The sequence below is a fragment of the Nocardioides sp. GCM10028917 genome (assembly GCF_042666175.1).
In the GTDB taxonomy this organism is placed as follows: Bacteria; Actinomycetota; Actinomycetes; order Propionibacteriales; family Nocardioidaceae; genus Nocardioides.
In genome coordinates this window covers 486,944-504,654 of sequence record NZ_JBHTFL010000001.1, presented here as the reverse complement: position 1 = coordinate 504,654, position 17,711 = coordinate 486,944, and the positions used below count along the sequence as shown (strand labels likewise).

At 72.0% G+C, this 17,711-nt stretch carries 20 protein-coding genes; 11 read left to right on the top strand and 9 right to left on the bottom strand.

The genetic code is table 11. The features are described from left to right. Position 1: 1 nt before the first annotated feature. Positions 2-1,276, bottom strand: a complete 1,275-nt coding sequence (locus ACFQW6_RS02420) for a PTS transporter subunit EIIC (RefSeq protein ID WP_378540791.1) — start codon at positions 1,274-1,276, stop codon at positions 2-4. Next, a complete protein-coding gene (locus ACFQW6_RS02415; protein ID WP_378540788.1) occupies positions 1,273-2,040 on the bottom strand; it encodes a GntR family transcriptional regulator in 768 nt (255 codons plus the stop codon). The genes ACFQW6_RS02420 and ACFQW6_RS02415 overlap by 4 nt, the downstream gene beginning before the upstream one ends. Positions 2,041-2,137: 97 nt before the next feature. On the opposite strand from ACFQW6_RS02415, the gene ACFQW6_RS02410 reads away from it, so the two are divergent. From ACFQW6_RS02410 to ACFQW6_RS02395, 4 genes are all read left to right on the top strand, one after another. Then, on the top strand, positions 2,138-3,190 hold the full coding sequence (locus tag ACFQW6_RS02410) for an SIS domain-containing protein (RefSeq protein WP_378540785.1): 1,053 nt from the start codon (positions 2,138-2,140) through the stop codon (positions 3,188-3,190). A gap of 68 nt (positions 3,191-3,258) precedes the next feature. Continuing rightward, positions 3,259-3,492 carry a glucose PTS transporter subunit EIIB gene (locus tag ACFQW6_RS02405; RefSeq protein ID WP_056908300.1) on the top strand — a complete coding sequence of 78 codons (234 nt, stop codon included), beginning with the start codon at positions 3,259-3,261 and terminating at the stop codon, positions 3,490-3,492. Further along, positions 3,489-3,956 (top strand): PTS glucose transporter subunit IIA, encoded by a 468-nt coding sequence (locus ACFQW6_RS02400; RefSeq protein WP_378540782.1) that lies wholly within the window; start codon positions 3,489-3,491, stop codon positions 3,954-3,956. The genes ACFQW6_RS02405 and ACFQW6_RS02400 overlap by 4 nt, the downstream gene beginning before the upstream one ends. Next, positions 3,953-4,606 (top strand): HAD family hydrolase, encoded by a 654-nt coding sequence (locus ACFQW6_RS02395; protein WP_378540780.1) that lies wholly within the window; start codon positions 3,953-3,955, stop codon positions 4,604-4,606. The genes ACFQW6_RS02400 and ACFQW6_RS02395 overlap by 4 nt, the downstream gene beginning before the upstream one ends. A gap of 21 nt (positions 4,607-4,627) precedes the next feature. Here ACFQW6_RS02395 and ACFQW6_RS02390 read toward each other — a convergent pair whose 3' ends face one another. After that, on the bottom strand, positions 4,628-5,617 hold the full coding sequence (locus ACFQW6_RS02390) for a YihY/virulence factor BrkB family protein (RefSeq protein WP_378540778.1): 990 nt from the start codon (positions 5,615-5,617) through the stop codon (positions 4,628-4,630). A 136-nt stretch (positions 5,618-5,753) separates the two neighbouring features. Here ACFQW6_RS02390 and ACFQW6_RS02385 point away from each other — a divergent pair, with 136 nt between their 5' ends. Beyond that, a complete protein-coding gene (locus tag ACFQW6_RS02385) occupies positions 5,754-6,755 on the top strand; it encodes a glycoside hydrolase family 26 protein (RefSeq protein WP_378540776.1) in 1,002 nt (333 codons plus the stop codon). An 82-nt stretch (positions 6,756-6,837) separates the two neighbouring features. Further along, positions 6,838-7,773: a DUF1353 domain-containing protein gene (locus ACFQW6_RS02380; protein ID WP_378540774.1), complete on the top strand. Its 936-nt coding sequence runs from the start codon at positions 6,838-6,840 to the stop codon at positions 7,771-7,773. Between the two features lie 183 nt (positions 7,774-7,956). Here ACFQW6_RS02380 and ACFQW6_RS02375 read toward each other — a convergent pair whose 3' ends face one another. Next, positions 7,957-8,697: a hemolysin III family protein gene (locus ACFQW6_RS02375; protein WP_378540772.1), complete on the bottom strand. Its 741-nt coding sequence runs from the start codon at positions 8,695-8,697 to the stop codon at positions 7,957-7,959. 88 nt (positions 8,698-8,785) lie between these two features. Here ACFQW6_RS02375 and ACFQW6_RS02370 point away from each other — a divergent pair, with 88 nt between their 5' ends. The 3 genes from ACFQW6_RS02370 to ACFQW6_RS02360 all read left to right on the top strand — a co-directional run bounded on the left by ACFQW6_RS02370 (position 8,786) and on the right by ACFQW6_RS02360 (position 12,228). After that, positions 8,786-9,565, top strand: coding sequence for an isoprenyl transferase (locus ACFQW6_RS02370; RefSeq protein WP_378540770.1), 780 nt, complete (start codon positions 8,786-8,788; stop codon positions 9,563-9,565). A 218-nt stretch (positions 9,566-9,783) separates the two neighbouring features. Next, positions 9,784-11,139 (top strand): PhoH family protein, encoded by a 1,356-nt coding sequence (locus ACFQW6_RS02365; protein ID WP_378540768.1) that lies wholly within the window; start codon positions 9,784-9,786, stop codon positions 11,137-11,139. 411 nt (positions 11,140-11,550) lie between these two features. Beyond that, a complete protein-coding gene (locus ACFQW6_RS02360; RefSeq protein WP_378540766.1) occupies positions 11,551-12,228 on the top strand; it encodes a lytic transglycosylase domain-containing protein in 678 nt (225 codons plus the stop codon). 15 nt (positions 12,229-12,243) lie between these two features. Here ACFQW6_RS02360 and ACFQW6_RS02355 read toward each other — a convergent pair whose 3' ends face one another. The 5 genes from ACFQW6_RS02355 to ACFQW6_RS02335 form a co-directional block, all read right to left on the bottom strand. Next, positions 12,244-13,317, bottom strand: a complete 1,074-nt coding sequence (locus tag ACFQW6_RS02355; protein WP_378540764.1) for a class I SAM-dependent methyltransferase — start codon at positions 13,315-13,317, stop codon at positions 12,244-12,246. 112 nt (positions 13,318-13,429) lie between these two features. Further along, a complete protein-coding gene (locus tag ACFQW6_RS02350; protein WP_378540761.1) occupies positions 13,430-14,080 on the bottom strand; it encodes a DUF4396 domain-containing protein in 651 nt (216 codons plus the stop codon). Between the two features lie 31 nt (positions 14,081-14,111). Further along, positions 14,112-14,699: a GNAT family N-acetyltransferase gene (locus tag ACFQW6_RS02345; protein ID WP_378540758.1), complete on the bottom strand. Its 588-nt coding sequence runs from the start codon at positions 14,697-14,699 to the stop codon at positions 14,112-14,114. Positions 14,700-14,740: 41 nt separating this feature from the next. Next, on the bottom strand, positions 14,741-16,135 hold the full coding sequence (locus ACFQW6_RS02340; protein ID WP_378540755.1) for a class II fumarate hydratase: 1,395 nt from the start codon (positions 16,133-16,135) through the stop codon (positions 14,741-14,743). Between the two features lie 138 nt (positions 16,136-16,273). Beyond that, positions 16,274-16,591: a hypothetical protein gene (locus ACFQW6_RS02335; RefSeq protein WP_378540752.1), complete on the bottom strand. Its 318-nt coding sequence runs from the start codon at positions 16,589-16,591 to the stop codon at positions 16,274-16,276. 165 nt (positions 16,592-16,756) lie between these two features. Between ACFQW6_RS02335 and ACFQW6_RS02330 the strand changes: the two genes are divergently transcribed. Continuing rightward, the gene (locus ACFQW6_RS02330; RefSeq protein WP_378540750.1) at positions 16,757-17,167 is read left to right on the top strand and encodes an ArsR/SmtB family transcription factor; all 411 of its coding nucleotides are present in this window, start codon (positions 16,757-16,759) and stop codon (positions 17,165-17,167) included. Next, positions 17,149-17,691 (top strand): SRPBCC family protein, encoded by a 543-nt coding sequence (locus tag ACFQW6_RS02325; protein WP_378540747.1) that lies wholly within the window; start codon positions 17,149-17,151, stop codon positions 17,689-17,691. The genes ACFQW6_RS02330 and ACFQW6_RS02325 overlap by 19 nt, the downstream gene beginning before the upstream one ends. Positions 17,692-17,711 lie beyond the last annotated feature (20 nt).

Sequence of the window (17,711 nt, the reverse complement as noted above, 5' to 3'; positions counted from 1 at the left end):
GTCAGGCCTTGTTGTCCTGCTCGAGCATCGAGCCGCCGCCGGCCAGGTCGTCGTCCTCCTCGCGACCCGGCGTGCGGAGGTTCCACTTCCGGATCACGAACCGGAACAGGAAGTAGTAGAGCGCCGCGTAGGCCAGGCCGATCGGGATGAGCAGCAGGGGCTTGGTGGCGATGTTGTAGTTGAGGACGTAGTCGAACAGCCCGGCGGAGAAGCCGAAGCCGTCCTTGATGCCGAGGGCGTTGGTCAGGGCCATCGACGTGCCCGTGAGCAGGGCGTGGATGACGTAGAGGGGGAACGCGACGAACATGAACGCGAACTCCAGCGGCTCGGTGACACCGGTGAGGAACGCGGTCAGCGCGGCCGACAGCATGATGCCGCCGACGAGCTTCTTGTTCTGCGGCTTGGCCTCGTGCCAGATCGCCAGGGCGGCGGCGGGCAGCGCGAACATCATGATCGGGAAGAAGCCGGTCATGAACGCGCCGGCCGTCGGGTCGCCCGCCAGGAAGCGGGCGATGTCGCCGTTGACGGGCTCGCCGCCAGCCGGTGTGTACTCGCCGAAGATGAACCACGGCGGGTTGTTGAGGATGTGGTGCAGGCCGAGCGGGATGAGCAGCCGGTTGAGCGTGCCGTAGACGAAGCCGCCGAGCACCGCGTTCTCCGTCACCCGTTCGCCGAGGCCGGTGATCGCCCAGTCGAAGGCGGGGTAGGCGAAGCTCATCAGCACGGAGATCACCAGCATCGCGAAGGCGGTGATGATCGGGACGAACCGGCGTCCGCCGAAGAACGCCAGGTAGGGCGGCAGGCTGATCCGGTGGTAGCGCTGCCAGAGCCACGCGCTGACCAGGCCGGTCACGATCCCGCCGAGGACGCCGTAGTCGATCAGCTCCTGCTCGGCGTCGCCCTCCGGCAGGCCCAGCACGACCGGGGACATCGCGTCGCCGACGCCCTGAAAGACCAGGTAGCCCACGACGGCGGCGAGCGCGGTCGAGCCGTCCGACTTCCTCGCCATGCCGATCGCGATGCCGACCGCGAACAGCAGCGGAAGGTTGGCGAACAGCGCCCCGCCCGCCGCCCCCACGACCGCAGCGACGCTGTCCCATCCGAGGCCATCCGGACCCAGCAGGTCGTCTGCGCCGAGGCGCAGCAGGAGCGCCGCCACCGGGAGGGCGGCGATGGGAAGCATCAGGCTGCGCCCGAACTTCTGGAGCGGTGCGAGGTTGAACCTGCGCTTGTTCTCCGTGGTGCTGCCGCTCGAGGCGGCGTCCTGGGTTGTCACGTCGATCGTTCCCTTCTGGTGCTCTTCTTCCTGGCGGCGCCCTGCTCGGCGCCGAGGCTCATGTGGACCTGGTAGCGGTCGCCCCGGTAGCGGGAGACGACGTACTCGACCGGTCGCCCCGCCGCGGTCGAGACACGGCGGAAGACCAGGAGCGGTGTGTGCACGGGCGCCTCGAGGCGGCGCGCGGTCGCACCCTCCGCCGCCTCGCCCCACAGGGTCTGCTCGGCGCCGTCGATGACGAGGTCGTAGCTGCTCGCGAAGAGCGTGTAGAGCGAGCCGGTGAGGTCCGCGGTGTCGAGGTCGGGGAGGAGGGAGCGCGGGTACCACCCCTGCTCGATCGCCATCGGCTGCCCGTCGGCGAGCCGCACGCGGTCGATCCGCCACGCGGTGCCGCGCGCGCCCAGCCGCAGCGCCGTGACGACCTCCGCCGGCGGCCGCTCCTCGTCGACGCGCATGAGGCGGGTCGCCGGGACCAGGCCGCGGCGGCGCATGTCGTCGGAGAACGACGCCAGGTGCAGGCTCGTCTGCACGCGAGGTCGCGCGACGAAGGTGCCCTTGCCGTGGATCTTCTCCAGCAGCCCACCGACCACCAGGCTGTCGATGGCCTTCCGCACCGTGGCGCGCGAGACGTCGTACGTCGTCATGAGCTCGCGCTCCGAGGGGATCGAGGCGCCGGGCCCGAGGTCGCGGGTCGTCAGCTCGGCCAGCACGTCGCTCAGCTGCACGTGCTTGGGCCGCGGCCCGTCCTCGATCCTGGGGGACATGTCGTCCTCTCGACGTCTGGTGGATCCATTGGTACGGTCTGGTACGTACCAGTTGGAGAGCATGGCTCCGACACGTCGACGTTGTCAAGGACCACTGATGGACACCGCACCCCCGACCGCCCGCGCGACGCAGATGGCCGCCGAGATCGCCGAGCAGCCCGCAGCCGCCCGCCGCACGCTCGACGCGCTCCTGCCCGAGCAGCCGCGGCTGCGCGCGCTCGCCGCCGGTCGCCGCCGCGTGCTGCTGGTGGCGCGCGGCTCGAGCGACAACGCCGCGATCTACGGGCGCTACCTGCTCGAGGTGGCCGCTGGCGTCCCTGCCGCGCTGGCCGCGCCCAGCGTCGCCACGCACTACGGCGCGCGCCTCGACCTCTCGGACACCGTGGTGGTCTCGGTGTCCCAGTCCGGTGCGACCGCCGAGATCGTCGAGACCCAGGAGTGGGCGCGAGCCTGCGGGGCCGCCACCGTGGGTGTGACCAACGTGGAGGGCTCGCCGCTCGCCGACGCCGCCGACGTCGCGCTCGTGACCCGGGCCGGCCCCGAGGTCGCGGTGCCGGCGACCAAGTCCTACCTCACCCAGCTCGTCGCCCTCGCCGTCCTCGCCGACGCGCTCGGCGAGGCGTCGCTGGGGGACGCGCTCGACCGCGTGCCCGCTGCCGTCGAGGAGCTCCTGCGGACCGACGTCGACGCGGCCGCCGAGGCGCTGGCCGCCACCGACCGGGTGGTGGTGTCGGGGCGCGGGCTGCTCCTCGGCACCGCGCTGGAGACGGCGCTGAAGATGGAGGAGACGTGCCTGCGCCCGGTGCGCGGCTACTCGTACGCCGACCTGCGCCACGGCCCCATCTCGGTGGTCAGCGAGGGTCTGCTGGCCGTGCTGGTCGGGGCGGCCGAGGGGCCGCTCGCGGAGCCGATGGTCGACCTGGTCCGCGACCTGCACGAGCGCGGGGCGCGCGTCCTCGGGCTCGGCGGCACGTCCGCCTTTGCTGCCGAGTGCGACCTCCACCTGGCGGGTCCGGACCTGCCCGAGACGGTGGAGCCCATCGCGTCGATCGTGCCTGCGCAGCTGATGATCGAGCAGATGGCCCGTCGACTGGGCCTCGACCCCGACAACCCCCGCGGCCTGAAGAAGGTCACCCAGACCGACCGCTGACCCCCACGACCTTGCGCCGCACCCGTCGGCGTACGCGACAGTGGATCCACCCACGAAAGGAACCTGAGATGAGCAGCAAGGCAGAGCAGATCCTGGCCGGCCTCGGCGGCGCCGACAACGTCGTCGAGATCGAGGCGTGCATCACCCGCCTCCGCACCGAGGTCAAGGACGGCTCGCTCGTGGACCAGGCCGCCCTCAAGGCCGCCGGAGCCCACGGCGTGATGGCGAGCGGCACCGTCGTCCAGGTCGTCGTCGGGCCCGAGGCGGACAACCTCGCCGACGACATCGAGGACCTGATGTGAGCGGTGCCGTCCAGGTCCTCGCCCCCTGCCCGGGACGCGTCGTCGCGATGTCGGACGTGCCCGACCCCGTCTTCGCCCAGGAGATGGTCGGCCCCGGGGTGGCCATCGAGCCCGAGCCCGGCCGCACCACCGTGGTGTCGCCGATCGCCGGCAAGGTCGTGAAGGTCCTGCCGCACGCCTTCGTCGTCCTCGGCGACGGTGTCGGCGTCCTGGTGCACCTCGGCATCAACACCGTCCGCCTCGAGGGCGAGGGCTTCGAGGTCCTCGCCACCCAGGGCAGCGAGGTCGCCGCTGGCGACCCGATGATCACGTGGGACCCGTCCTCGCTGCCGTCCACGGCCAGCGGCCAGGACGTCTCCCCGATCGTCCCGGTCGTGCTGATGGACGCCCCGAAGGGGTCGGTCGCGAGCGACGCCGTCGGTGGGTCCGTGGCTGCCGGCGACGTGCTCTTCGCGACCGCATGACGGGGGCGACGACGGGCGTCTCCGCGCTGCTGCTCGACCTCGACGGGACGCTGGTCGACTCCGAGCCGCTGCACCGGCGCGGCTACGAGTCGTTCTTCGCCCACAAGGGCTGGGAGCTGCCCGACCTCTCCGTCTTCACCGGACGCCGCGCGGTCGACGTCTTCGCGACCGAGCCCGGTCCCTGGGACGGGCTCGACCCCGAGGCCGTGCTCGCGGAGGTCCTCGAGCACGTGCCGGACGAGGCGGCGGTGGCCGTGCCCGGTGCGCGGGAGCTGATCGAGGCGGCCCGCGCGGGCGGCACGCCGGTCGCGATCGTCACCTCGGCCGGACCGGCCTGGGTGCAACGGTCCCTGGTCGAGTCGCTGACCCTGGAGCTCGACAGCGTCGACCTCGTCGTGACTGCCCGCGACGTCGCGGACGGCAAGCCGCACCCGGCGGGGTTCGCCCTCGCCTGCCGGAGGCTCGACGCCGACCCAGCGGCCGCCCTGGCGGCGGAGGACTCGCCGGCGGGTGTCCGCGCGGCGCTCGGTGCCGGCGTACGCCAGGTGCACGGCATCGGCACGTCCCACCCGCGCGAGGTGCTCCTCGACGCCGGCGCGGTCGAGGTCCACGACGACCTCCGGCCGCTGCTACGGATGCTGCGGGCGTGATGCTTCACGGTGCGGCCCAGGTCAGCCGACGGCCTGGTCCCCGACGGTCCTGGCGTGCGGGCGGCCCGGGTCGTCGAGCGCCGGCGCGACCTCACCCGCCCGGAGCGCCTCGAGCTGGGCGCACACGGCCGTGCCGTAGAAGAACGCCACGGACGACAGGAGCGCCCACAGCAGCAGGGCGAACACGCCGGCGAGCGGCCCGTACACGCTGCCGAACGACCCGCTGAGCGAGACGTACGCCGCGAGCCCGGCGGTGGCCACGGCGTTGAGGACGACGGCGATCCCGGATCCGAGTGCGAGCCACGACAGGGCCGGCTGCCGGCGCCGCGGCGCGTGGTCGAGGAGCACGGCGATCGCGAAGACGAGCAGCGCGATGCCGAACGGCCACCGCAGGCCGTTCCACCAGTCGACGGCCGTGTCGGACCAGCCGTAGCTCTCCGCCATCGCCTCGCCGAGCGCGCCGCCGCCGACGATCATCACGAACCCCACGCCGACCGGCAAGGCGAGCACGGCGGTCAGCACCGCCGCCCGGCCGTACTTGTGGAGCGCCTTGCGGTCGCGCCGGATGCCGTAGATGCGGTTGGCGCCGCGCTCGACCTGCGCCATCGCCGTGGTCATCGACAGGAGCGCGAAGCCGAGGCCGAGCACGAGCGCGATCTCGCCGGCGCGCTCGGAGGCGTCCGACCCGTCGACCGCCGAGGCCAGCGCGTCACCGTCGCCCGAGCCGGGGGAGAGCGAGTCGACGACGTGCGCCACGACCGCGGCGGGACGCTCGCGGTCGATGTCGGAGGCGAGGCCGGTGAGGGCGAGGAGGAACGGGACGACGGCGAGGCAGGCCTGCAGGGCGAGCGCGCGCGAGTTGGTGAACCCGTCGCCGTAGCGGAAGCGCACGAACGACTCGACCGCGATCTTCCGCAGCCCGTGGTGGCGTGCGAGGTGCCAGGCGTCGAGCGCGTCCAGCTCGTCGCCGTCCATCTCGGTGGTGACGGGAACGGTGCGCGCGGTGGTCATGGGCGCACCCTAGGCGGCGGCTGTGGCGGACGAGCGGCCGGATTCGCCGGACGGGAGCCCCGTGCCGCCTCTATTCTGGGGGTCCCACCGGTCGTCGCGACCGCTGGCAGACGTTCTCGACCTTCTCGGAGTCTCCGTGTCGTTCCTCGGCCCCACCCTGTCTCGTCGCGCCCTCGTGGGCGCCTCCCTCGTCGGCACCGCCGCAGCCCTGTCCCTCTCGCCCGGCAGGGCGTACGCCGCGTCGGGCACCCCGCTCGGCCGGCAGGTCCGGTTCGGCGCCTACGCGTGGGACGTGCCGTGGACCCCCGGCGTCCTCGACGACCTCCAGCGGAACGTCCAGGCGCCGGTCTCGATCGCGTCCTACTTCTACGGACCCGACGTCGTCTTCCCCGCCCAGCAGGACCTCGACACCGCTCGAGGTGGCGCGCGCGACCTGCTGGTCGCGTGGGAGATCGGCAGGTTCCGCTACAGCGAGTGGCCCGCGGGCCTGCACGACGCGTACCTCGACCAGGTCGCCGCGGCGGCGCGCGCCTTCCCGTACGTCATGTACGTGCGCCCCTGGCCGGAGATGAACGGCGACTGGACCTCGTTCCAGCCGACCCCCGCCGGCGAGAAGGAGCACGGCGGCACGCCCGAGGAGTTCATCGCTGCCTGGCGCTACCTCGTGACCTACCTGCGTGAGCGGGGCGCCACCAACCTGCGCTGGGTGTTCAACCCGACGACCGACACCTACGAGGGCACGACCGACATCCGCACCATCTACCCCGGTGACGACTACGTCGACGTCCTCGGCCTCGACGGCTACAACTGGGGCAACACCGGCCTCAGCTGGGGACAGTGGCGCACCTTCGAGGACATCTACCGCGAGCAGTACGACCGGCTCGTCGCCCTGCACCCCACCGCTCCGGTGTGGATCTGCGAGGTCGGCTGCAAGGAGCCGTCGTACGACGACGGTGCGCCCCGCATCAAGTCCGCCTCCAAGGGACGCTGGATCACCGACATGTTCGCCGCGACCACCTTCCCTCGGGTCCGGGCGGTGTGCTGGTTCCAGGGCAACAAGGAACGCGACTGGCGGGTGAACTCCTCCAACGACGCGCTCCGGGCGATCCGCTCCGCGCTCGACCAGATGCCCGCCTGACGTCGGCCCCGCCGCTGCACCCGGGACATCGGGCGCGGCCGGGACGCTGGAGGCTGTCGGTCCGCACCGCCAGACTGGAGGCATGGACGCTCGGGACCGGGTCGGATCGATCGGGAGACAGGTGGCGGTGGAGCCGCGCCGGTTCTACGACGGCGGCACGCTGCCGACCGCGGCGGGTCCGGGCGAGCCGCCCGACCCCGGGTCCGATCCCCGCATCGTGCTCGAGCGGCACTCCGCGGAGGGCGTCGAGACGTTTGCCCTCGCGCGGCGCCTGGCCTACCGCGACCGTCACCTCGGCGAGCTGCTGGTCCCGGCGGACGCGGACTTCCGCACCGACCTGACCTCGGTGCCCGCCCTGTTCACCTGGCTGGTGCCCAAGACCGGGGCCCACCTGCCCGCCGCGCTGCTCCACGACGCCATGGTGGCCGGTCGCGGCGACCCGACGTCGTACGTCTCCACCGACGGGCACGAGGTCGACCGGGTCGAGGCCGACCGGGTGTTCCGCGACGCGATGGCCGACACCGGCACGGGAGTGATCCGGCGCTGGATCGTCTGGTCGGCAGTCACCGTGGCGACGATCTTCGTCGGCCGGGCCGTGCCGTGGTCGCCGGTCAAGCACTGGTCCTACCGGGTGGCGGCCGGAGTCACGATCGCGACGGTGCTCTACCTCGGCTACAGCGCGACCAGCGACCTCTTCGACCGGTCCTGGGCCGGGGCGGTCGACGTGCCGTGGATGGGCGACCGGACGTGGCGGGTGGAGCTGGCAGGCGGGTTCGCGGGGGCGATCGTGCTGCCGCTGGCGCTGAGCCTGCTCTGGGGCCGGCTGCGGATGGCGGGCGCGATCGCCGGGGTGATGCTCGCCGTGCTGCTGCACGTCACCGTCGCCCTCGCCGTCATCGGGGCGAGCTACCTCGCCCTCGAGCGGCTGGCCCGGCGCTCGCCCGTCGCGGCCTGGGTGTTGGCGGGCGTCGTCGTCGCTGCCTCGCTGGTCGTCCTCACGGTGCTCAGCCTCGGCTGAGTAGGTGTCTTCGGTGCTCGCTCCGCTCGCGCGAGAAGCCCCAGTAGGCACGTTCGGCGCCCGACGTCGTCTGGACTGACGAGCGAGCAAGCGTGACGAGCGAAGCGAGACAGCGCCGTCGAGCGAGGAGGGAAGACGACGTCTACAGGGGCGCCGAACACGCCCGAGCGGAGCGAGGGCAGATCAACGCAGAGAGTAGGTGGCGAGCGAGACGCCGACGTAGTGGGCGGCGAAGGCCAGGATCGTGAACGAGTGGAACACCTCGTGGAAGCCGAACCAGCGGGGGGAGGGGTTGGGGCGCTTGAGGCCGTAGACCACGCCGCCGAGCGTGTAGAGCACACCGCCGACCGCCACGAGCACCAGCGTGGCGACCGCGATGCCGCTGCTGAAGCGGTCGGCGCCCTCCATGAACTGGGGGATGAAGAACACCGCCGCCCAGCCGAGGGCGATGTACATCGGCGTGTAGAGCCAGCGCGGCGCGTCGGTCCAGAACACCCGGAAGAACACGCCCGCGACCGCCGCGATCCAGACGACGAGCAGCAGCGTCGTACGCGCCGAGCCGTCGAGGAAGAGCAGGGCGTAGGGCGTGTAGGTGCCCGCGATCAGGACGAAGATGTTGGCGTGGTCGAAGCGGCGCAGGAACGCCCACGTGCGCGGCGACCACGTGCCGCGGTGGTAGATCGCGGAGACCGTGAAGACGAGGAGGGCGGAGAGCGCGAAGGCGGCCGACCCGACGCGGGTGGAGGCGGTGGGGGAGAGTGCGACCAGCACGATGCCGGCAGCGAGCGCGATCGGCGCGGTGGCGGCGTGCAGCCACCCACGCAGGTGCGGCTTGATCTCGGCCATCTTGTCGGCCATCACCTCGCCGGCGCGCTCGACGGCGTGCTCGACGCGGTCGCGCGGGGTCTGGCCGGGGGTCTCCATGGGACGAAGTTACCCGGACGGGGGTGAGAAGCGCAGCCGAGTGCACCGAGTGCCCGGTCACACGGCGTGACGGCGTTACGATCGCTTGGTGGTCAACGTGAAGGACGCCGTGCGACGGGTGCTCTACCCCGCCTACGAGTCCCGGGTGGTGAAGTTCCTTCCCCACGACCAGATCCCGAAGCACGTGGGCGTCATGCTCGACGGCAACCGCCGGTGGGCCAAGGCGGTCGGGCTCAACACCGCCGAGGGCTACCAGGCCGGCGCCGACAACATCCGTCCGCTGCTGGGCTGGTGCGAGGAGGTCGGCGTCGAGGTGGTCACGCTGTGGCTGCTCTCGAGTGACAACCTCACCAACCGCCCGCCCGAGCAGCTGACCGGGCTCCTGAAGATCATCGAGGGCGCGGTCGAGTCGCTCGCCGAGGCGGGCCGCTGGCGGATCCACCCGGTGGGGGCGCTCGACCTGCTGCCGACCGAGACCGCCGAGCGGCTCAAGGCCGCCGAGGAGAGCACCCGCCACATCGACGGGGTTCTCGTCAACGTCGCGGTCGGCTACGGCGGTCGCCGCGAGATCGCCGACGCCGTACGCGCCCTGCTCGCCGACCACGCCACCAAGGGCACCTCGCTGGAGGAGCTCGCCGACATCATCGACGTCGAGCACATCGCCGAGCACCTCTACACCAAGGGCCAGCCCGACCCCGACCTCGTGATCCGCACGTCCGGAGAGCAGCGCCTCGGCGGCTTCCTGCTGTGGCAGTCGGCCAACTCGGAGTTCTACTTCTGCGAGGCGCTGTGGCCCGACTTCCGGCGCGTGGACTTCCTGCGCGCCATCCGCGCGTACGCCGAGCGCGAGCGCCGCTTCGGCGGCTGAGCGGCGGCCCTCGGACGTCGCCCGACCGTCACCTCGCGTTCGGGCGTGTCGCCCCGGATCGGTTGGGCCGCGGGCGTATTTTCGCAGCATCAGCAGGTGGGGAAGCCGGCTGAACCGGGAGGCACACCTTGGGCACTCAGATGGGAGCTCTCCGGTCCGTTGAATGACATCGGGCCGGGCGAGGAGTGCGCGCGCCGACCCGCAGCAAGGGGTTAGTCGTGGCCAGCAGCAAGACCTCACCCAGCTCCGCATCGCTCAGCTCGGTTCCGCCCAGCAGCACCCGCCGCACGTACGTCCTCGACACGAGCGTCCTGCTCGCCGACCCGGCCGCGACCAAACGCTTCGCCGAGCACGAGGTCGTGCTCCCGGTGGTGGTGATCACCGAGCTCGAGGGCAAGCGGAACCACCCGGAGCTCGGGTTCTTCGCGCGCTCGGCCCTGCGGGCCCTCGACGAGCTGCGCGTCGTCAACGGGCGGCTCGACCAGCCCGTCCCCGTCGGGACGGAGGGCGGCACGGTCCGCGTCGAGCTCAACCACACCGACCCGGAGTCGCTGCCGTCGGGCTTCCGGCTCGGCGACAACGACACCCGGATCCTCGCCGTGGCCCGCAACCTGGCCAACGAGGGCCACCGGGTCACCCTCGTCAGCAAGGACCTCCCGCTGCGGATCAAGGCCTCGGCCGTCGGGCTGGACGCCGAGGAGTACCGCGCCGAGGCGATCAGCAGCTCCGACACCGGCTACACCGGGATGGCCGAGCTCGAGGTGCTCGCCAGCGACCTCGACGAGCTCTACGAGGACGGTGTGATCGACCTCGCCGAAGCCCGCGACCTCCCGTGCCACAACGGGCTCGTGCTGCTCTCGGACAGGGGTACGGCGCTGGGCCGCGTGGGGGCGGACAAGCGCGTGCACCTCGTCCGCGGCGACCGCGACGCGTTCGGCATCCACGGCAGGTCGGCCGAGCAGCGGGTGGCGCTGGAGATGCTGCTCGACCCCGAGGTCGGCATCGTCTCCCTCGGCGGCCGCGCCGGCACCGGCAAGTCGGCGATGGCGCTGTGCGCCGGCCTCGAGGCCGTGATGGAGCGGCGCCAGCACAAGAAGGTGGTGGTCTTCCGGCCACTCTTCGCCGTCGGCGGGCAGGAGCTCGGCTACCTGCCGGGCTCGGAGAACGAGAAGATGTCCCCCTGGGCCCAGGCGGTCTTCGACACCCTCGGCGCGCTGGTCTCGCGCGACGTCGTCGACGAGGTGATGGACCGCGGGATGCTCGAGGTGCTGCCGCTCACGCACATCCGCGGCCGCTCCCTCCACGACGCCTTCGTCATCGTCGACGAGGCCCAGTCGCTGGAGCGCAACGTCCTGCTGACCGTGCTGTCGCGCATCGGCGCGAACTCCAAGGTGGTGCTCACCCACGACGTGGCCCAGCGCGACAACCTCCGCGTCGGCCGCCACGACGGCATCGTCGCGGTGGTGGACAAGCTCAAGGGTCACCCGCTCTTCTCGCACGTCACGCTCACCCGCTCTGAGCGCTCGCCGATCGCAGCGCTCGTGACCGAGATGCTGGAGGACGTCACCCTCTGACCGAGGCGCTCCGCGCTCCGCGCTCCGCGCTGTTGCGCGCTGCAACGCCGGGTTACTGCCCACTGCCCACCCCCGAGCAACCCCGTGGGTACAGCCGTAACCCGGCGTTGCCGCGCGTGTGGGGCGGGGGCGACTCGGTGGCGCTGGTCACCCGCCTGTGACTGATGAGGCCCATGAGGCGTCGATAGAGCGCTGTGACGCAAGGGACAGCACCAATTGTGCGGTTCGGTTTGCACGTGGTTGAAGCCTCATGCATGGTGGCTCGTGACCGTTCCGTGACCTCGGTCGTCGGCAGGGCCGGGCTCCCCCGCACCACCGCCCCGTCCCGCCGCACCAGGTCCTCGTGGTCGCCCCGCGCCTCCGTGCACGACCCGGCGCGACACCCCCTGTCGTCAACCCCCGTGAGCCCCTGTGTCGAAGTCAGACAAGTACGTCCCGAAGCACCGCGCGCCCGGCAAGCACAAGGCCGTCCGCGCGCCGCGTCGAGCCCTGCGCACCGGCGTCGCCCTGACCGGTCTGGCAGCTGCCGTGACCGGCGTGAGCGTCACCGGCGGCCTCGCCTCGACCGACCCCGACGTGCTGACGCCCGCCGCCGCGGACGTCGCGACCGCCACCCCGACCCCGTCCGCCGACGCGACGGCCGAGGGTGCCGGCTCGACCGCTGGCGCGACCACGCTGGAGCGCTCGTCGCGGCAGGTCGCCTCGCGCTCGGCGCGACGCACCGACAAGGCGAAGGCCACGACGCTGGCCATGTCCGGCGGCTCGGCCGTGACGCGCTCGGAGAAGCTGTCGGAGGGAGACCCGCGCGACATCGCCCGCGCGCTGCTGCCGGCGTACGGCTTCTCCTCCGACCAGTTCTCCTGCCTCGACTCGCTCTACGTCAGCGAGTCGGACTGGCGCATCGACGCCGACAACCCGACGTCGTCGGCGTACGGCATCCCGCAGGCGCTGACGCAGCTGCACGACCTGCCGGCGGACTACATGACCTCCGCCGAGTCGCAGATCCGGTGGGGCCTGGAGTACATCCAGGACACCTACGGCACCCCCTGCAGCGCGTGGAGCTTCAAGCAGGGCAACGGCTGGTACTGACCCTCGCTCCGAGCGTCACGACAGCTGGTAGAAGCGCCAGAACCCGAAGTCCTCGATCGGCAGCACCTCGAAGCCGGTGAAGCCGGCGGCCTCGCCGTACGCACGCAGGGTCGAGGGGCGCATGACGGTGCCGGTCCCGACGCTCGGCGTGCTCGACAGGCCGTCGGGGAGGCAGACGAAGAGGCTGAAGCCGTACATCATCTGCTCGAGGTCGTCGCCGTTCGGGGCGAACTCCTCGGCGACAGCCTCGTCCATGACGACCAGCGGTGCCCCGGGCGCCAAGGCCCGGCGGACGGCTGAGAGCACGTCGACCGGTCGTGGCATGTCATGGATGCACTCGAAGGCGAATGCTGCGTCGAAGCGTCCGGCCGGCAGGGTCGAGGCGTCCTGGTGGAGGAAGGTGACCCGGTCCGCGAGGCCGGCCTCCCGGGCGTTGACCGTCGCCATCCGCACCGATTCCTCGTCGATGTCGATGCCGGTCACGGCGACACCTGGGTACGCGCGGGCGAGGGCGATGCTGGACCACCCGCCACCGCTGCCGACGTCGAGCAGCCTGACCGCCGGCCGGGAGAGGACGTCATGCAACGTGCCGACGCCGGCGAGTGCGGGCCCGAGCCGGCTCTCGTACCACGGCCGGTTGGCGTCGGCCTGCGACTCCCGGGCGTCGGGTCCGAGCTCGTCCCAGCTGACACCGCCGCCGGCACGGTAGGCCTCGAGCAGCCGAGGCAGTGCCGGACCCACGGCCCCGAACATCCGGCCCACGGGCGCGAGGTAGGCCAGGCTCGAGACGTCGGTCATCACCTCCGCGGTGCTGGGCGGGATCGCGTAGACGCGTGCGTCGGCGGCGCCGTCGGCCTGCAGCGAGAGCAGGCCGACCACGGCTTGCTGCTCGAGCCACTCGCGCGCGTAACGGGGCTGCGTGCCGGTGCGGGCGGCGAGCTCGGGAGCCGTCGCCGGCCCCTGGGAGGCGAGGCTGGCGTACCAACCGAGACGGTCGCCGAGGTAGACCGACATGATCTCCACCGTGCCGAGCAGGGAGGTGAAGAGCCGTTGGGCGACCTCGTCCGCTGTCTGCTGGGATGCGTCCATGGCCTCACTGTCCTCCTGCAGGGACCCCTGCGCCACGCAGTAGATCGGATGCCCCCCAGGACATGGCGGCGTTCATCACCGCGATGCTCGACACCTTCGCGGCCGCGTGGCCTCACCTCGCGGCGCTGGCCGCGTGACCGGTCTCCGGCGGTGCCTCGAGCTCGTCGGCGACGGAGACGACCAGGCCGCCCAGCATGAAGGCGACGATGGCGGCGACGAGCGCCGAGGTGGCGAGGTCCGGGATGAACCGGCGGGCGCCCACCGGCTCGGCGCCGTGGAACCCGTGGGTGAGGGCGTGTCCCTTCCCGCGTGCCAGCAGGTAGCGGTTCACGGGCCACGCGGCGAAGAACGCCACCGTGAGCGCGAGCATCATCGAGAGCCAGAAGACCGGGTTGACCAGCCCGGCGTCCATCGCGCCCGGGATGATCGCCATGACCAGGTTGTCGACGACCTCCATGGTGGCGATCGAGAGCGTGTCGGCCGCGAGGACCACCGTCAGCGCGGCACCGACGCCGAGGCCGGCCCGCAGGAGCGGCAGCGTCGACAGCGCGTAGCCGAAGACGAACGCCAGGCCCACCGCGATGGCGATGGTCGCGAGGTTGCCCAGGCCGAGGGCGGTGCCGACCATCAGGCCGAGGACCTCGCCGATGGCGCAGCCGGTGAGGCAGTGGAGGGTGGCGGAGATCGCCATGGCGTTGGTGCCGAGGTTGCCCATGTCGTGGTGCGCCCCGTGGTGGGCTCCGTGGGCGGTGTGCTGATCCATGCGACAAACATACCCCCGGGGGGTATAACGGTCAAGCGGGTGCGACGTCCATCGACATCACGCAGTTCTTCAGGCCCTTGGGGCGCACGTAGGTGAACCCGAGGCGCTCGTAGAGCCGCCGCGTGCCGTTGTAGAGGAAGGACGACGACATCTTCTTGGTCTGCTCGGTCAGGTCGTGCGGATAGCTCTCCACCAACCCGCCACCGGCCTCGGCGATCAGGTCGAGCGCGCCACGGACGGCGACCTCGACCAGGCCCTGCCGGCGGAAGCGGCGGTCGACGAACACGCAGGTGATCCGCCAGTCGGGGTCGGCCTCCTTCTCGGCGTCGTACTGCTTGCGGTGGTGGATGCCGGGCAGCTCGGCCGGAGTGCCGTACTCCGCCCACGCGACGGCCTCGTCGCCGTCCATGACCAGGGCGGCGTGGGCGACCCCCTGCTCGACGAACGAGCGCTTGAGGACCCGGTTGGCCTCTCTGCCCTGGCCGCGCTCGGGACCGTCCGGGTGGAACGCGATGCAGTAGCAGCCGCCGAAGATCCCGTTGTGCCGGATGACCAGGTCGTCGAAGGCCGGCCAGGTCTCGGGCGTGAGGGGCTTGATGTCGTAGGACGTCTCGCTCATCCGTCGACCGTACGACGGCTACCGGACGATCGGCGACCGCTTCACTCCGAGGTGCGGCGACCCGTCATCGAGTCGACGTCCAGCGCGGCGTCGAGCTGTTCCTCGGTCAGGTCGCCGCGCTCGACGTAGCCCATCTCGATCACGGTCTCGCGGATCGTGGCCCCGTCGGCGAGGGCCTTCTTGGCCACCTTGGCGGCCTGCTCGTAGCCGATGTGGGCGTTGAGCGGGGTGACCACCGAGGGGGAGGACTCGGCGTAGCGCCGCATCCGCTCGGCGTCGGCGGTGATCCCGTCCACGCACCTCTCGGCGAGCAGCACCGAGGAGGTGGACAGCACGTGGATCGACTCGAGCAGGGCGTGCGCCATGACCGGCATCATCACGTTGAGCTCGAAGCTCCCGGACGCGCCGGCCCACGCGATCGTCGCGTCGTTGCCGACGACGCGGGCGCACACCATCAGCGTCGCCTCGGGCAGCACCGGGTTGACCTTGCCGGGCATGATGCTCGATCCCGGCTGCAGGTCGGGCAGGTGGATCTCGGCGAGCCCGGTCGTGGGTCCCGACGACATCCACCGCAGGTCGTTGCACGCCTTCGTGAGCCCGACGGCGATGGTGCGCAGGACGCCGGACAGCTCGACCAGCGAGTCGCGGGTGCCCTGCGCCTCGAAGTGGTTGCGCGCCTCGGTGAAGGGTTGCCCGGTCCGCTCGGAGAGCGCGGTGATGGCCCGCTCCGCGAAGGCGGCCGGGGTGTTGATTCCGGTGCCGACGGCGGTGCCGCCCAGGGGGAGCTCGCGCACGCGCGGCAGCACTGCCTCGAGCCGCTCGACGCCGAGGCGCAGCGTGGCGGCGTACGCCCCCATCTCCTGCCCGAGCGTCACGGGCGTGGCGTCCATCAGGTGGGTGCGCCCCGACTTCACCGTGTCGGCGAACTCCTCGGCCTTGCCCTCGAACGAGGTCGCGAGCCGGTCGAGCGCGGGAAGGAGGTCGTCCACCACGGCGAGCGTCGCCGCGACGTGGATGCTCGTCGGGAAGGTGTCGTTGCTGCTCTGCGAGGCGTTGACGTGGTCGTTGGGGTGCACCTCGACGCCGGCCTTCGCGGCCAGGGTCGCGATGACCTCGTTGGCGTTCATGTTCGAGCTGGTGCCCGATCCTGTCTGGAAGACGTCGATGGGGAACTCCCCGTCGTGTGCCCCGTCGACGATCGCGTCGGCGGCGGAGACGATGGCCTGCGCCTGCTCGTGGCGTACGACGCCCAGCGCGGCGTTGGCGGTCGCGGCGGCCGCCTTGACGTGGGCCAGCGCCTGGACGTGCCGGGGCTGCAGCGTGAGGCCGCTGATCGGGAAGTTCTCGATCGCGCGCTGGGTCTGGGCCCGCCACAGGGCGTCGCGAGGTACCTCGACCTCGCCCATGGAGTCGTGCTCGGTGCGTGTCTCGGTCACCCGACGACCGTACCCACTGTCGGGGGACCTACGCCTCCGCGTCGCGGTCACGTCGAGGACGGCGGACGCCCCGCCGACCTCGGGTGAGGCCAGCGGGGCGTCGTGGGCGGCGTCGTCGTGCGCGTCGGGTGGCGAGGATCAGCACCAGGGGTAGACGAAGAGGCTGTCGTCGCCGGCGCGGTGGTCGGCCAGGACGACGCTGAGGGGAAGCGGGTCCGGGAGGGGCGCGACGTCGGTCCCGGCGCGGGGGGTGACGCCGACCGACACGGCGGTGGCGATCGGCAGTCCGTCGCGAGCGACGGTCGAGAAGAGGCCGGCCGACTTGAGCGTGCTGATGCCGGCGCGCATGCAGTCGGTGTCCGCCTTGGCCTGCGCCGCGGCGGGGGCGAGGACGACGGTGGCCACGCCGAGGGACAGGGCGGCGAGGCTGCCGACGGTGCGAGAGGTGCGGGTCATGTCGACTCCTGGTGGGGGGAGATGGGACGTCCAACGAACCATGCCGCGGTGAGGTTGTCGAGGGTTTGTCCAAGGTTGTTCCGACTTTTGTCCGGAGTCGCTGTCCCGCGGATCGCTCGGTGGGCCAGCCTTGACAAACGGTAACAATCTGGTTACCAATGTGGCGTGGACCCGTTCGCAGCCCTCGCTGACCCCGTGCGCCGGGACCTCGTCACGCGACTGGCGGGGGGCCCGGCCCGGGTGGTCGACCTGGCCGCCGACCACGCCATCAGCCGGCCGGCCATCAGTCGCCACCTCCGGGTGCTTGCCGAGGCGGGCATCGTGGAGGCGGAGGACCGTGGCCGGGAGCGGCACTACCGGCTGCGGCGCGACGGTCTCACCGTCCTGACCGACTGGCTGGGCGCCCTCGGGGCTCCCGGGGCTCCGCAGCCCCCGATCGCCGAGCCGGCCTTCGGCGGGCTCGAGCTCGAGGTGCGCCGCACCGGACGCGAGCGCCGGGCCACCACCCCGTCCGCCACCCCGTCTCCCACCCCATCCCGACTCCAGGAGGACATCGCATGGACACGACCCTCATGACCGGACGCCGCGAGCAGCGCGACGGACGCACGCTGCTGGTGATCGAGCGCCGGTACCGGGCTCCGCTCGACGACGTCTGGGCGGCCTGCACCGAGCCGTCCCGCATGGAACGCTGGATCGGCACGTGGAGCGGGGACCCGGCGGACGGGTCGGTGAGCTTCCGGATGACCGCGGAGGGCGACGACGTGCCCGCCGAGGAGATGGACGTGCTGGCCTGCGAGCCGCCGCACCGCTTCGCCGTCCGCAGCCGCGAGCCGCAGCCGTTCAGCGAGGACGGCCAGGGGGAGAAGGCGCTGTGGGAGATGGAGCTGGAGCTCCAGGAGGCCGACGGTGTCACCTCGCTCAGGTTCGTCCAGGTGCTCGTCCCGGGGGCGACGGGCGTCGACATGGCCGCGAGCGTGGGTCCGGGCTGGGACTACTACCTCGACCGGCTGGGAGCCGCCCTGGCGGGCCGGGACGTGGGCGACATCGACTGGGAGGACTACGCGGGCGGGTCGCCCCACTACCGCCAGCGCTTCGCCTGAGCCACCGCTCGTCGGCGTTG

Coding starts and splice junctions, on each gene's coding strand:
- ACFQW6_RS02415 (WP_378540788.1), bottom strand. CDS start 2,040: ATGTCCCCCAGGATCGAGGACGGGCCGCGGCCCAAGCACGTGCAGCTG.
- ACFQW6_RS02410 (WP_378540785.1), top strand. CDS start 2,138: ATGGACACCGCACCCCCGACCGCCCGCGCGACGCAGATGGCCGCCGAG.
- ACFQW6_RS02405 (WP_056908300.1), top strand. CDS start 3,259: ATGAGCAGCAAGGCAGAGCAGATCCTGGCCGGCCTCGGCGGCGCCGAC.
- ACFQW6_RS02395 (WP_378540780.1), top strand. CDS start 3,953: ATGACGGGGGCGACGACGGGCGTCTCCGCGCTGCTGCTCGACCTCGAC.
- ACFQW6_RS02390 (WP_378540778.1), bottom strand. CDS start 5,617: ATGACCACCGCGCGCACCGTTCCCGTCACCACCGAGATGGACGGCGAC.
- ACFQW6_RS02380 (WP_378540774.1), top strand. CDS start 6,838: ATGGACGCTCGGGACCGGGTCGGATCGATCGGGAGACAGGTGGCGGTG.
- ACFQW6_RS02375 (WP_378540772.1), bottom strand. CDS start 8,697: ATGGAGACCCCCGGCCAGACCCCGCGCGACCGCGTCGAGCACGCCGTC.
- ACFQW6_RS02355 (WP_378540764.1), bottom strand. CDS start 13,317: ATGGACGCATCCCAGCAGACAGCGGACGAGGTCGCCCAACGGCTCTTC.
- ACFQW6_RS02350 (WP_378540761.1), bottom strand. CDS start 14,080: ATGGATCAGCACACCGCCCACGGAGCCCACCACGGGGCGCACCACGAC.
- ACFQW6_RS02345 (WP_378540758.1), bottom strand. CDS start 14,699: ATGAGCGAGACGTCCTACGACATCAAGCCCCTCACGCCCGAGACCTGG.
- ACFQW6_RS02335 (WP_378540752.1), bottom strand. CDS start 16,591: ATGACCCGCACCTCTCGCACCGTCGGCAGCCTCGCCGCCCTGTCCCTC.
- ACFQW6_RS02325 (WP_378540747.1), top strand. CDS start 17,149: ATGGACACGACCCTCATGACCGGACGCCGCGAGCAGCGCGACGGACGC.